9 protein-coding genes and 1 pseudogene are annotated in these 12,610 nt (G+C 73.0%); 1 reads left to right on the top strand and 9 read right to left on the bottom strand.

Annotation, left to right across the window (positions count from 1 at the left end):
• The first annotated feature begins 63 nt into the window (after positions 1 to 63).
• Positions 64 to 1,803 carry a sensor histidine kinase gene (locus tag H6X67_RS04340; protein WP_502797302.1) on the top strand — a complete coding sequence of 580 codons (1,740 nt, stop codon included), beginning with the start codon at positions 64 to 66 and terminating at the stop codon, positions 1,801 to 1,803.
• Positions 1,804 to 1,917: 114 nt separating this feature from the next.
• On the opposite strand, the gene yicI is transcribed toward H6X67_RS04340, so the two are convergent.
• The 9 genes and pseudogenes from yicI to H6X67_RS04295 form a co-directional block, all read right to left on the bottom strand.
• Positions 1,918 to 4,188, bottom strand: a complete 2,271-nt coding sequence (gene yicI, locus H6X67_RS04335) for an alpha-xylosidase (protein ID WP_249368912.1) — start codon at positions 4,186 to 4,188, stop codon at positions 1,918 to 1,920.
• A 34-nt stretch (positions 4,189 to 4,222) separates the two neighbouring features.
• Positions 4,223 to 5,098: a carbohydrate ABC transporter permease gene (locus tag H6X67_RS04330; protein ID WP_249368913.1), complete on the bottom strand. Its 876-nt coding sequence runs from the start codon at positions 5,096 to 5,098 to the stop codon at positions 4,223 to 4,225.
• A gap of 1 nt (position 5,099) precedes the next feature.
• Positions 5,100 to 6,056 (bottom strand): carbohydrate ABC transporter permease, encoded by a 957-nt coding sequence (locus H6X67_RS04325; protein WP_249368914.1) that lies wholly within the window; start codon positions 6,054 to 6,056, stop codon positions 5,100 to 5,102.
• Positions 6,057 to 6,156: 100 nt separating this feature from the next.
• Positions 6,157 to 7,464 carry an ABC transporter substrate-binding protein gene (locus H6X67_RS04320; protein ID WP_249368915.1) on the bottom strand — a complete coding sequence of 436 codons (1,308 nt, stop codon included), beginning with the start codon at positions 7,462 to 7,464 and terminating at the stop codon, positions 6,157 to 6,159.
• The gene (locus H6X67_RS04315; RefSeq protein WP_249368916.1) at positions 7,461 to 8,528 is read right to left on the bottom strand and encodes a LacI family DNA-binding transcriptional regulator; all 1,068 of its coding nucleotides are present in this window, start codon (positions 8,526 to 8,528) and stop codon (positions 7,461 to 7,463) included. Before H6X67_RS04315 ends, H6X67_RS04320 begins: the two co-directional genes overlap by 4 nt.
• 672 nt (positions 8,529 to 9,200) lie before the next feature.
• Entirely contained in the window at positions 9,201 to 10,100 is a 900-nt protein-coding gene (locus H6X67_RS04310) for a phosphatase PAP2 family protein (RefSeq protein ID WP_249368440.1), read from the bottom strand.
• An 82-nt stretch (positions 10,101 to 10,182) separates the two neighbouring features.
• Complete coding sequence (locus tag H6X67_RS04305; RefSeq protein WP_249368441.1) at positions 10,183 to 11,784, bottom strand: DUF7059 domain-containing protein; 1,602 nt, start codon at positions 11,782 to 11,784, stop codon at positions 10,183 to 10,185.
• Between the two features lie 17 nt (positions 11,785 to 11,801).
• On the bottom strand, positions 11,802 to 12,314 hold the full coding sequence (locus tag H6X67_RS04300; RefSeq protein ID WP_249368442.1) for a PH domain-containing protein: 513 nt from the start codon (positions 12,312 to 12,314) through the stop codon (positions 11,802 to 11,804).
• Positions 12,315 to 12,376: 62 nt separating this feature from the next.
• Positions 12,377 to 12,610: pseudogene (locus tag H6X67_RS04295) on the bottom strand (hypothetical protein); the annotation flags it as partial.

Here is a 12,610-nt window from a genome sequence, read left to right as displayed (position 1 = left end):
CGGAGCCTGAGGACCCGCCTGGCGGCCGGGGTCCTCGCCCTCGTCCTGCTCATGGCCGCCCTCATGGGCGCCTTCTCGACGCTCAGCCTGCGTCACACGCTCATGGACCGGCTCGACGAGCAGCTCGTCGCCGCCTCCGAGCGCGCCGCCGCCCGCCGGCACGGCCTCACCGTGCAGGCCGGCCTCGGTGACGGCGGGAAGGACGGCCAGAAGGGGCAGCGGTGCGCGACGGCGGGTGCCGGCGACGCAGCGACCGGCGCGGTGGCCGGCACAGTGCCTGACGCGGTGCCCAGCACCGTGCCCTCCCCGGTGCCCGGTGCCGTCGACACCGGGGAGGAGGCCGACGACGACCACCACCCGCCCGTGCCCGAGGGCCTGGACGCCACCGGGCAGTCCACCGGGACCCTCTCCGTCATCTCCCCCGGTGCCGGCAAGGACGGCGCGACCGGCGCCGCCACCACCGTCCGCGCCGGGTACATCGACGACGACGGCACCTACCAGGCGCTGTCCGCACGGGAGACCGCGGCCCTGCTCTCCCTCGAGCCCACCGGCGAGCCCGTCACCGTGTCCATCGACTCGCTCGGCGACTACCGGGTCCTCGTCGCCCGCGACGAGACCACCGGAGACGTCGTCGTCACCGGCCTGTCGATGAGGGGCGACAACACCCTCGTGCGCACGCAGCTGGTCATCGAGCTCGCCATCGCCGTCGTCGGCGCCGTCGTCGCCGCGCTCGTCGGCAGGTCCATGGTCCGCTCCGCCACCGCACCGCTCGAGAGGGTCGCCACGACGGCCCAGCGCGTCGCCTCCCAACCCCTGGCGAGCGGCGAGGTGAGCATCGACGAGCGCGTGAGCGAGGAGGACCTGGCCTCCTCGCAGGAGGTCGGGCAGGTGGGCACGGCCCTCAACACGCTCCTGGACCACGTCGACGCCGCGCTCGCCGCCCGCCAGAGGTCGGAGACGCAGGTGCGCCAGTTCGTCGCCGACGCCTCCCACGAGCTGCGCACCCCGCTGGCCTCGATCCGCGGCTACACCGAGCTCATCCAGCGCGAGGGGGCCGACGCCGCCCTGCCGGAGGAGGCCCTGCACGCCCTGCAGCGCGTCCGCTCCGAGTCCGTGCGCATGACCGCCCTGGTGGAGGACCTGCTGCTGCTGGCCAGGCTCGACGCCGGGCGCGAGCTGCGCCACGAGGAGGTGGACCTGCTCGCCCTGCTGCTCGACACGGTCAGTGACGCGCGCGCCGCGGGGCCCGGGCAGGAGTGGGTGCTCGACCTGTCCGCCCTCGGGGACGGGGACGAGTCCGAGGAGGAGCCCGAGGACCCTGAGGACACCGGGCCGCCCGTCGTCACCGGGGACGAGGCGCGCCTGCAGCAGGTGGTCGTCAACCTGCTCGCCAACGCGCGCGTGCACACCCCCGCCGGGTCCCGGGTCGTCACCCGCATCCGCCGTGAGCCGCCGGGCCCCGGGCCGACGGCGGCCCCGGCGCCCGGCGCGCCAGGCAGGGCGGGCAGCTGGGTCATCTCGGTCTCCGACGACGGCCCGGGCATCGACCCGGCCGTGCGCGAGCGGCTGTTCGAGCGCTTCGCCCGCGCCGACGCCTCGCGCGAGCGCCGCACCGGCTCCACCGGCCTGGGCATGTCGATCGCCCTGGCCATCGTGAGGTCGCACGGCGGCACCCTCACGGTGGACTCCGTGCGCCAGGGCGACGCGCCCTCAGCCGGGGCGGCGCTGCGCCGTGGCGCCGTGGACGGCTGGGCGCGCGAGCACGGCACGACCTTCACCGTGCGCCTGCCCGCGGCCGGGTGACGCCGCCCGCCGCCGGCCGTCCATCGTGCGCGAGCTCGAGGGTGACGTGCCGACTTCGAGGTCTCAGGGCTCGGTCTCGCGCCCTCACCCTCGAGCTCGCGGTGGAGCGCGGCCTCAGCCGAGGGCGAGCTCGACGGTCGTGTCACCCTGTCCCGTCACGCGCTGCGCCCCGGCCTCGAGCGTCCACGCGCCACGCGCGCCCGAGGCCGTCGCCCTCAGCACCCCGCCGTCGCGCACGAGGCGGAAGACGGCGGCCTCGAGCCCGTCGTGGGCCGGGACGGCGACAACCCTCTCCTCGCCGTCGGCCAGCTCGTAGGCCCGCAGCGCGAGCCCGGGGACCCAGTCGTCCTCCGGGCGGCTCAGGCCCTGGGCCAGGGGAAGGACCGCGCCCCCGCGCACGTACAGCGGCAGCGTGGCGGCCGTGTGGGTCTCGTGGACCCAGCGCGGGCCCTGGAGGCTCTCACCGGTCCAGTAGGAGGTCCAGGTGCCCGGGGGCAGGTAGACGTCCACCTCGCCGTCGGGGTCCATGACGGGGGCGACGAGCAGGTCGGGGCCGAGCATGTACTGGGTGTCGACGTCCCAGGAGCCGCGGTCCTCGGGGAGCTCGAGGAACATGGAGCGCATCATCGGCGTGCCGGTGGCGTGCGCCTCCTCGGCGGCCGCGTACAGGTAGGGCATGAGGGACAGGCGCAGACGGATGAAGGCGCGGGTGACGTCCACCGCCTCCTCGCCGAAGGACCACGGCACGCGCACCGAGCCCGAGCCGTGCAGCCGCGCGTGGGAGGACAGGAGCCCGAAGGCGACCCAGCGCTTGAAGACCTCCGGGTCCGGGGTGCCCTCGAAGCCCCCGATGTCGTGGCTCCAGTACGCGAAGCCGGAGCTCGTGAGCGACAGCCCACCGCGCAGGGTCTCCCCCATGGAGGCGTAGGTGGACTCGTTGTCTCCGCCCCAGTGGACGGGCAGCCGCTGGCCCCCGGCCGTGGCGGAGCGGGCGAAGAGGACGGCCTCGCCCTCACCGCGCACCTGCCTGAGCAGGTCGAAGACGGCCGTGTTGTACAGGTGGGCGTAGTAGTTGTGCATCTTCTCCGGGTCGGAGCCGTCGTGCCAGGCGATGCCGGCCACCGGCACCCGCTCACCGAAGTCCGTCTTGAAGCAGTCGACGCCGATGTCGAGCAGGCCCCTCAGGTGCTCGCGGTACCAGGCCACCGCCTCCGGGTTGGTGAAGTCCACCAGCCCCATGCCCGCCTGCCACAGGTCCGTCTGCCAGACGTCGCCGTCGGTGGTGCGCACGAGGTAGCCGCGCTCGGCACCCTCGTCGAAGAGCCGCGAGCGCTGGGCGATGTAGGGGTTGATCCAGGCGCAGACCCGCAGTCCCCGGGCCTTCATGCGCGCGATCATCCCGGCGGGGTCCGGGAAGGTCTCGGGGTCCCACACGAAGTCGCACCAGTGGAAGCCGCGCATCCAGAAGCAGTCGAAGTGGAAGACGCTCAGGGGCAGGTCCCGCTCCTCCATCCCGTCCACGAAGGAGGTGACCGTCTCCTCGTCGTAGGAGGTGGTGAAGGAGGTCGTCAGCCACAGGCCGAAGGACCAGGTGGGCACCATCGGCGCTCGCCCGGTCAGGGCCGTGTACCGGCGCAGGACGTCCTTGGGGGTGGGGCCGTCGATGAGGTAGTAGGTCAGGCGCTCACCCTCGACGGAGAACTGGGTGCGGGTGTTGACCTCGGAGCCGACCTCGAAGGAGACGCCGCCCGGGTGGTCGACGAGGACGCCGTAGCCGGCGCTCGTGAGGTAGAAGGGGACGTTCTTGTAGGCCTGCTCGGAGGCGGTGCCGCCGTCCTCGTTCCAGATGTCGACGCTCTGGCCGTTCTTGGTGAGGGCGCCGAAGCGCTCCCCCAGCCCGTAGACGCGCTCGCCCGGGCGCAGGCTCAGCTGCTCACGCATCCAGGTGCGCCCGTCCGGGCCGGTGACGTGGGCGACGGCGCGCGGCAGGGAGGCGGTCAGGGGCCGGCCGGCGTGGGTGAAGGCCGCCGTCCAGTCCGCTCCCTCGGCCAGGCCGACGGCGAGGTCGCCCGCGCGCAGGACGAGGCCGTCGCCCTCCTGCTCGACGACGCCCCTGTAGCCGGGGTCGGTGGTGACCTCGAAGCGCGGACCGCGCTCACGGCGACCCTTGTGGTGGACGAGCTCGACCTTGATGACGCCGTCGGCGACGGCGGTGAAGGTGGCGCTCAGCAGGGCCGTGTTGAGGGTGTCACCGCGGGTGAGGACCGGCCGGACGGGGGCGTGGGCGTGCACGGCTCCGTCGTCGGCGCTGAGGTCGAGCAGCCCGCGGGCCCTGCTCACCTGGTAGCCGTCCCGGTCGAGCCAGTAGCCGTTGGAGAACTTCATCGGTGGTTCCTCTGGGGTGGGTGGGGGTCCCTGCTCACTTGACGGCGCCGGCGGTGACGCCGCGGGTCAGGGTGCGCTGGAAGACCAGGAAGAACAGGAAGGTCGGGACGAGGGAGACCAGTGCTCCCGCGTTGAGGGTGGGCACGTCGAGCATGCGGTCGCCCTGGAGGCTGGACAGCGCGATGGGGACGGTCTGGGTGTCGCCGGAGGTGAGCATGACCAGCGGGATGAAGAACTCGTTCCACGTCCAGATGAAGAAGAAGATCATGAGCACGCTCATGGTGGGTCTCACGATCGGGTAGACGACCCTCCACAGGATCTGCCAGCGCGAGGCGCCGTCGAGCTCGGCCGCCTCCAGCAGGGCCCGGGGGAAGGTGCCCAGGACGGAGGACAGCAGGTAGGTGCCGAAGGCGGACTGGATGACGGTGAAGATGACGACGATCGACCAGGGGCTGTCCGTGAGCCCGACCTTGCGGGCCATCATGAACAGCGGGTAGATGAGCCCCTCCTGGGGCAGCATGTTCGCGATCATGAACAGGGCGATGATCCAGGCCCGTCCCTTCACCCGGCCCACGCCGATGGCGTAGGCGTTGAACAGGGACAGGAAGGTCCCCAGGACGGCGACGAGGGCGCTGGTCCAGATGGAGTTCCACAGCTTGACCGGGAAGTCGACCCGGTGCCAGAAGTAGACGAGGCCGTCGGTGTAGATCTCGGTCGGCAGGGCCAGGGGTGAGCCGGAGGAGTAGTCCGACGGCGACTTGAAGGCGTTCATCACCATGAGCACGAAGGGCAGCACCATGACGACGGCGAGGAGTCCCACCGCGGCGAGCAAGATCCAGCGGGCGGCGCCGCGGTGGAAGCGGTCCTGGTGCCTGGTCGGTCGGGTGGCGGGGGCGGCGGTGGCGCTCATGTCAGCGTCCTTCCTCCTCACGGCGGGCGCTGCGGTTCTGCAGGATCTGGATGACGCCGGCGACGACGATGATGACGAGCGTGAGGACGGTGGAGACCGCGGCCCCGTAGCCGACCTTCGACTTGTCGAAGAAGTTGAGGTACGAGTAGTAGCTGGGCACGAGGGTGGAGGACTCGGGCCCGCCCCGGGTGAGGACGTAGACCGGGGCGAAGACCTTGAGGGCCGCGATGGTGCAGGTGAGCACGATGACGAAGGTCTCCGGCTTGATCTGGGGGATCGTGATGGCCCGGAAGCGGGCGAACCAGCCGGCGCCGTCGAGCTCGGCGGCCTCGTAGAGCTCGGGGTCCACCCGCTGGAGGGCAGACATGAAGATGACGGTCGGGTAGCCGATCTGGATCCAGATGAGCACGAGCATGACCGAGGGCAGCGCGAGCGAGGTCGAGCCCAGCCAGTTCGGTGGCGTGTCCACGCCCAGGCCCCGCAGGATGCTGTTGAGGGCCCCGGTCTGGGAGTTGAGGATCCAGTTCCACACGATGCCGGCCACGGCGACGGGGAGGATCTGCGGCAGGTAGTACATGGCCCGCAGGGTCGTCGCCACCCCGGAGCTGAAGTGCTTGCCGACGTAGTCGAAGAGGACCGAGGCGAGCAGCAGCCCGATGAGGGTCGGGATGAGGACCATCGCGACGATCATGAACATCGAGTTCTGGAAGGAGGACCAGAACCTCTCATCGGCCAGCAGCTCGGCGTAGTTGCCCAGCCCGATGAAGCGCATCGGGGCCATGCCTCCCTTCCACTTGTGCAGGGAGTACCAGATGTTCATCGCCAGCGGGTAGAGGATGATGACCGTGAAGGCCAGGGCGCCGGGGACGAGGTAGAGCAGGTAGGGCAGGGAGCGCCGCCGGGACTGGCGGGCCCGGGCTGCGGCCGTCCGCGGCCGTGTGCTGGTGGGTGCGGGCATGCGTCGTCTTCTTCGTCGAGGGTCGTCAGGAGCCGTCGGCCCGGCGGGCAGCCGGGCCGTCCTGAGGGCGGGGCGAGCCCGCCCTCAGGACCGCAGCGGCTCAGGCGTCGAGGATGTCGGCCTTGCCCTCCTCGTAGGCGGCCGCGAGGTCGGCCATCGCCTCGGCACCCGTCTTGGAGCCGTTGATGAGGGACTGCATGGCGGAGACGATCTGGTCGTAGAAGCCGGCGACGGGCCAGTCGGGGTAGAAGGCCAGGCCGTCGCCGTCGAGGATCTCCTGGAAGTTCTCGGTCATCACACGGGTCTTGTCGTCCTCGATGGAGGAGGTCTCGCCCAGGACGGGCAGCCCGCCGTGCTGGGCGAAGACGGCCTGGACCTCCTCGGACAGGGTGATGTCGATGAACTCCGCGGCCAGGTCCGGGTTCTTGGCGTTGGTGGGCACGACCCAGAGGTTGCCGGAGGAGCCGAGGTAGAGCGTGGTGCCCGGGAAGAGGAACTGGTCCCACTCGAAGCCGGTGATGTCGGCGACCATGCGGCCGAACCACCAGGAGCCGGAGACGAACATCGGGTAGGTGCCCGCGATGAAGGAGGCGCCGGCGTCCTCGGCGGTCAGGCCGGCGGAGTCGGCGGCGACGTAGCCCTTGCCGATCCAGCTCACCAGCCGGTCGGTGCCGGCCTTGATCGGGTCGGCGCTCCAGTCGGCGTCGCCCTGGAAGAGCTCGTAGGCGTTGACGAAGTCACGGTCCGCCTGCGTGAGGACGAGCTGGTACCACAGCTGTCCCATCGGGTACTCGGAGCCAGCCTCGGCGAAGGGGGTGATGCCCTGGGCGACGAAGGCGTCGCAGACGGCCTCGAGCTCCTCGAGCGTGGTGGGGACCGTGAGCCCCGCCTGCTCGAACATGTCCTTGTTGTAGTAGACGAAGACGTACTCGCCGTAGTTGGGCACGCCGTACCAGTCGCCGTCGCCCATGAGGCCGGCCTCGGTGTAGCGGGCGGTGGTCTGGATCGAGGCCGGGAGGGTGGAGTCCCAGCCGTACTGGGCGGCGTAGTCGGTGAGCGGGGCGATGAGCCCCTGGGAGGCGAGCTGCCCGGAGGTGGAGTTGCCCTTGTTGAACTCCATGACGTCCGGGACGTCGTCGCCGGTGAGGACGATCTTGGCGTTCTTCTGCAGCTGCTCGAAGGTCTGCTCGACCATCGTGACCTCGACCTCGGGGTGCCTCTCCTTGAAGATCTCGACCGCACGGTTCCAGGCGATGGCCTGTGCGGAGGAGTCCCCCTCGTAGTCCCAGATGACGAAGGTGGTGGCGCCGCCGTCGGAGGATCCCGAGCCCGAGCCGCAGGCGGCGAGGCCGAGTCCGAGGAGGGCGGTGCCCATGAGGCCGGTGAAGGCCCTGCGGTTGATCTTCATTGGTGTGAACCTCTCCGTTGAGATGATGTGGGGGACGGGGGCGTGGTCGGCACGGGGCCCATGGAGCGGCCGGGTACCGGGGTGCACTGGACGAGCTGGTGGCAGTCGGTGGGCTCGATCTCGCCGTCGAGGAGGCGCACGAGCGCGCGGGCGGCGTAGGCGCCCATCTGCTCCCCGGGGGCGTGCGAGGTGCTCAGGGGCGGGTTCGTCATGGCGCCGAGGGTCCGTGAGGAGACGGCGCCGACGACGGAGATGTCCTCGGGGACGCTCAGGCCCATCTCGTCCAGGCCCGCGACGAGCCCCATGACGGCCAGGTCGTTGAGGACGACGACGGCGGTGGGGCGCCGCTCCTGCTGCCACAGCGGGGCGGCCAGCAGGCGGCCGGCGACCGGGCTGGCGTCGCAGGCGACCGTGGCGGGGTGCAGGCCGAGGGACTGCATCACCTGGACGTAACCGGCGCGGGCGCGCAGGGCCGGGCCGTAGCCGGAGGCCACCTGGGACTCCGGCCTGCCGACGAAGGCGATGCGCTCGTGGCCGAGGTCGTGCAGGGAGTGGACGGCGTCGGCGACGGCCTGCTCGAAGTCGATGTCGACGTAGGCGTGGCGCTCCGGGTCGGCGGTGCGGCCGACGAGGACGAAGGGGACCTTGGCCCTCTCCAGGGCCTCGACTCGGGGGTCCTCGACGGCCACCTCGACGAGGAGGACCCCGTCGGCCTTGCCCTGGCGGACGATGGCGGCGAGCTCCTGGCCGCCGCCCTCCTGGCTCACGGGCCAGACCGCGAGGTGGTAGCCGCACTCGGCGGCGGCGGCCTGGGCCCCGCGCACGATCTCGAAGACCGTCTCGCCCATGGCCGTGTCGAAGGCGGGGAAGCTCATGGCGAGGGTGTGGGCGCGGCGGCGAGCCAGTCCCTGGGCCATGGCGTTGGGCTGGTAGTCGAGCTCCTCCATGGCCTGGCGGATGCGCTCGGCGGTGGCGCGGGCGACGGGGCGTGCGCCGGACAGCGCGTAGGAGACGGTGGAGACGGCGACGTTGGCCCGTCGGGCGACGTCCTGCATGGTGGTCATGCGCACCTCCTTGTGGCTCCCGTGCTCGAAGCGCTTTGTCGAAGCGCTTCGATCTAGGGTGTTCCGCCACTCGCAGGAGGGTCAAACGAATGGGAGCAACATCGAATTTATTCGACTGGGCGCTGACCCCGGGTGGTCGCCGCCCGTCGCGCGCGAGCTCGAGGTTGAGGGCGCGAGCTCGAGGTCTCAGCACTCGAACTCGGCACGTAACCCTCGAAGTCGCGCGGGTGCGTGGGCGCTGCGTCCCCTCCCCGCGCGCCTCAGCCCGGTCACAGGCGCCGCCACCGGTCGCCACAGCCCGCGCGCGTGCACTGCTCCTATGACGCGCACGACGCCCGCCCCTGCCGAGCCCACGCCCCAGGCGGCCCCCGCCGAGCCCTCAGTGGCCCACTGCCCCACCGCGGCCCCGGCTCCCGGCCGGGTGAGGCACCCCCTGGGCGCCGTGGCGGCGGACTGCCTCACGGGGGCGGGCGCGGGGCTGCTGGCGGTCTCGCTGCTGTGGACGCTGGCGCCGACGGCACCGGCCTCACTGGCCGTCTGCGTCCTCCTCGTCACCGCGCCGGGCTGCGCCGCCGGGACCGGGGCGGCACGGCGCTGGTGGTGCGGGTCCACCGGCCACGGGCTCACCGGCCACGGGCCCGCGTGCCCCGGAGACCGCCGGGCAGGTGCCCTTCAGCGCACGCGCGCGGGGGCGAGCCCGGCCAGCAGCGCCAGGCAGGCGCAGGAGACGGCCACCGTGCCGGCGGAGCCGGCCGCGTAGGCGATGAAGGTACCGGTGCGGCCCAGTACCCCGCTGCCGGTCACGACCGCCCACCAGGTCGCCGCCTCGAGCAGCAGGCCGACCGCCCCGGCGAGGGCACCGAGCCCGCCCAGGAGCACGAGGTCCGGGCCCCGGCCCGCCGGCCCCACCGCCCGGGCACCACCGGGCTCCTCGTCCTGCCAGATGCCGCAGGCGACGGCCAGCGACCCCCAGGCCGTGGCGAGCAGGACCGCGCTGATGACGTCCGCCGGACGGTGCCACTGGCACACGAGCGTCGAGTAGCCCATCGCGGCGGTGAGCAGGGCCCCGCCCCAGGCCGCCACCCCCCTGAGGGAGGGGCCGACGACGAGCACGAGCGCCACGGCCGCGGAGGCGGCCACCGCGGTGTGCCCCGAGGGCAGCGTGTTGGCGCCGTCCCAGCGCGGGGACAGGCCGTAGTCGGGGCGGGAGAGCACCTGGTGCTTGAGCAGCTGGGTGGAGGCGTTGATGGCCACCACCGCGACGGCGGCCCCCACGGCCCGGCGCCGGCTGCCGCGCCAGAGCCCCAGCAGGAGGATGAGGAGCACGAGGGCGACGGCGGCGGGCATGGACACGGTGGACAGCAGCGCCCGCGCGTGGGTGTCGATGAAGCGCTCACCGATGCGCGAGCCGGTCAGGGCCGCGTCCTCCATGAGCTGGCCCGTGCGCGTGTAGATGAGGGCGTACCACAGGACGAGGACGCCCACCGCGCAGGCGGCGGCCAGCAGCCCGGCCAGGACGCGCTCGGGGCGCCGGGCGCCTCCGCGCTCAGGGGTCGGGCCGCTCGTCGTCACGTCGTTGATCGTAGGGGGTTGGCCGGAGCCTCCCGGCCGCGTGCCGCCGGGAGGCTCGTCACCCCGGGGCGCCGCGGGCCGCTCAGAGCTCGAGGAAGCCGTCCGCGGCCAGCGCCCGGGTGGCGGCGACCATCTCCGCCCGCAGGTCCCGGGCATCGGCCCCGGTGAGGGCGGCGACGGCGGAGGCGATCTGGGCGACGCTCAGCTCGCCGTCGGCGACGGAGACGAGGGCCGCGAGCGCGGTGCCCGCCCTGACGGCCCGTCCGAAGCCGCCGCCCTGGCGGATGAGGATGACGCTGGGCTCGCTCTGGCCCGGGGTGAGGTGGCGCTCCTCGGTGATGTCGGCGGCGACGACGGGGTGGAGGCCCGCGACGGCGTCGTCGTCCATGGCGGCCAGGCCGGAGCGCACGACGATGCTGCGGGCCAGGTGGGCCCCGAGGGGGCCGGCGGGCCGGGTGCCGACCTCCTCCAGGACCCGCCAGGGCTCGCGGCGGGCGCCGTCGGAGTCGGGGTCGGGCCGGTGCAGGAGGAGGTAGCCGAAGCCGACGGCCTCGACGCCGCGCTCGGCGAAGTCGTCGATCCAGGCGGACAGGGCGGCATCGAAGCCGGCCGGGTCCCGCTCGGGGGTGGTGCCGCCGTCGCGCAGCCACATGGTGGCGTACTCGACGGGGTCCTGGGTCTCGCGCTCGATGACCCAGGCGTCGGTGGCCGAGGGCAGCCAGCCGCTCACGCGCTCGCGCCAGTCCTGCCACTCGTGGTGCTCCCAGTTGCCGAGCATGACGGCGCTGGCGCCGACCTCGAGGTGGTCGCCGAGGGCGGGGACGAGCTCGGGCAGGACGGGGCGTCCGGCGTCGCGGTACTCCATGAGCGGCAGGCCGGCCTCGCGCACGGCGGGCGGGGTGAGGACGAAGGGCGGGTTGGACACGATGAGGTCGAATCGTCTCCCGGCGACGGGCTCGAGGAGGGAGCCCTGGCGCAGCTCGAGGCGGTCGGGCCCGGTGCCGGCGAGGACGGTGTTGAAGGCCGTGTAGGCCAGGGCGCGCGCGGAGATGTCGGTGGCGACGACGCGGTCGGCGTGGCGCAGCAGGTGGAGGGTCTGGATGCCGCAGCCGCAGCCGAGGTCGAGGGCGGTGCCCACGGGGGTGCGCGGGGTGAGGGAGGCCAGGGTGAGGCCGGCGCCGCCGATGCCCAGGACGTGGTCGCCCTCCAGGGCTCGGCCGGTCTCGAGCTCGCCGAGGTCGGAGGCGACCCACCAGCGCACGTCCGGCTCGCCGTCGGCCAGGCCGGTGGCCTCGTGGGGGCGCAGGTCGCACCGGGCGCGCACGCGCGGTGAGCCGTCGCTTCCGGCGGGGGCCGGCTCGACCAGGCCGGTCTCGAGGGCGCCGCGGGTGCGGGTGCGGCGCAGGGCGGCGTCGAGCTCGGCGGTGGTGACGCTCTGGCCGAGCATGAACAGGGCGGTGAGGACGGCCGTGGGGGTGGGGGTGGCGCCGACGGCGCGGTCCTCGTCGAGGACGCGGGCGATGGCGCGCACGGCGGGCAGGCGGATCTCGCGGCGCAGGGCGGCGTCGGCGACGTCGCCGATGAGGTGGTGGACGGAGTTGACGCCCCAGCCGGTGGCCTCGAGGTCCTTGCGCAGGGTGGTGGCCTGCTCGGGGGTGACGGTGGGTACGGGGCGCGAGGTCATCGGAGTGCGCGGGCCTGTCAGTCGGTGGGGTCGGCGTCGATGGCGCCCTGGATGTCGTGGAAGAGGAGGTTGGAGATCTCGACCTGGACGATCTCGGCCTGGGGGACGTCGGTGAGGACCAGCGGGTCGTCGGAGCTGGTCTGCAGGCGCAGGGTCCCGGCGCCGAAGATGCGGTCGGTGAGGGTGCGCTCCTGCTGGACGTCGCTGATGCGCGACAGCGGCAGGTCGTGGCCGACCTTGTTGATGATGCCCGAGCGGGTGATGACGCGCTTGGAGGTGACGGTGTAGGTGGTCGTCGTCCAGCGCAGCCACGGGATGAGGAACAGCGGGACCGTGACCGCGGTGAAGAGCGTCCAGATGACGATCCACCCCCAGGGCTGCCAGCTGTCCGGGGCGAGGACGGAGCCGACGACGGCGGCGGAGAGCAGGAGGATCTGGAGGAGGATGCGCCACAGGAGGACCTTGACGTGGGTGCGCATGTGGCGGACGACGACCTCGTCGCGGCTGAGCAGCTTCTTGGACAGTGCCATACAGGAATGGTGCCACGGCCCGCCCCCCGGCGGCTGCTCACGCACGTGGCGGGGCTGCCGGCTCAACCGGCCAGGAGGTCGCTGCCGACGCTGAGGACCACCGGGACGATGGCGAGCAGGAGGAAGGCGGGCAGGTGGCACAGGCCCAGTGGCACGACGAGCCGCACGGCCAGCCGCTCGGCCGCCTCGCGCTCGGCGGCCTGGCGTCCGGCCCGCAGCGCCGCCGCCCGGGCCGTCAGCAGGGGCGCGGGGCTGGCCCCGTCCTCCCAGCCGGGGCGCAGGCTCAGCTCCAGGCC

This window comes from Actinomyces sp. AC-20-1, assembly GCF_023369555.1.
In the GTDB taxonomy this organism is placed as follows: Bacteria; Actinomycetota; Actinomycetes; order Actinomycetales; family Actinomycetaceae; genus Actinomyces.
The sequence above is the reverse complement of the archived record's forward strand: the minus strand, read 5'-3'. Positions and strand labels throughout refer to the sequence as shown.

Bases quoted from the DNA above. Each gene is read 5' to 3' on its own strand.
- H6X67_RS04315 (WP_249368916.1), bottom strand. From the start codon at position 8,528: ATGACCACCATGCAGGACGTCGCCCGACGGGCCAACGTCGCCGTCTCC.
- H6X67_RS04320 (WP_249368915.1), bottom strand. From the start codon at position 7,464: ATGAAGATCAACCGCAGGGCCTTCACCGGCCTCATGGGCACCGCCCTC.
- H6X67_RS04325 (WP_249368914.1), bottom strand. From the start codon at position 6,056: ATGCCCGCACCCACCAGCACACGGCCGCGGACGGCCGCAGCCCGGGCC.
- H6X67_RS04340 (WP_502797302.1), top strand. From the start codon at position 64: ATGGGCGCCTTCTCGACGCTCAGCCTGCGTCACACGCTCATGGACCGG.
- H6X67_RS04305 (WP_249368441.1), bottom strand. From the start codon at position 11,784: ATGACCTCGCGCCCCGTACCCACCGTCACCCCCGAGCAGGCCACCACC.
- H6X67_RS04300 (WP_249368442.1), bottom strand. From the start codon at position 12,314: ATGGCACTGTCCAAGAAGCTGCTCAGCCGCGACGAGGTCGTCGTCCGC.
- H6X67_RS04330 (WP_249368913.1), bottom strand. From the start codon at position 5,098: ATGAGCGCCACCGCCGCCCCCGCCACCCGACCGACCAGGCACCAGGAC.
- yicI (WP_249368912.1), bottom strand. From the start codon at position 4,188: ATGAAGTTCTCCAACGGCTACTGGCTCGACCGGGACGGCTACCAGGTG.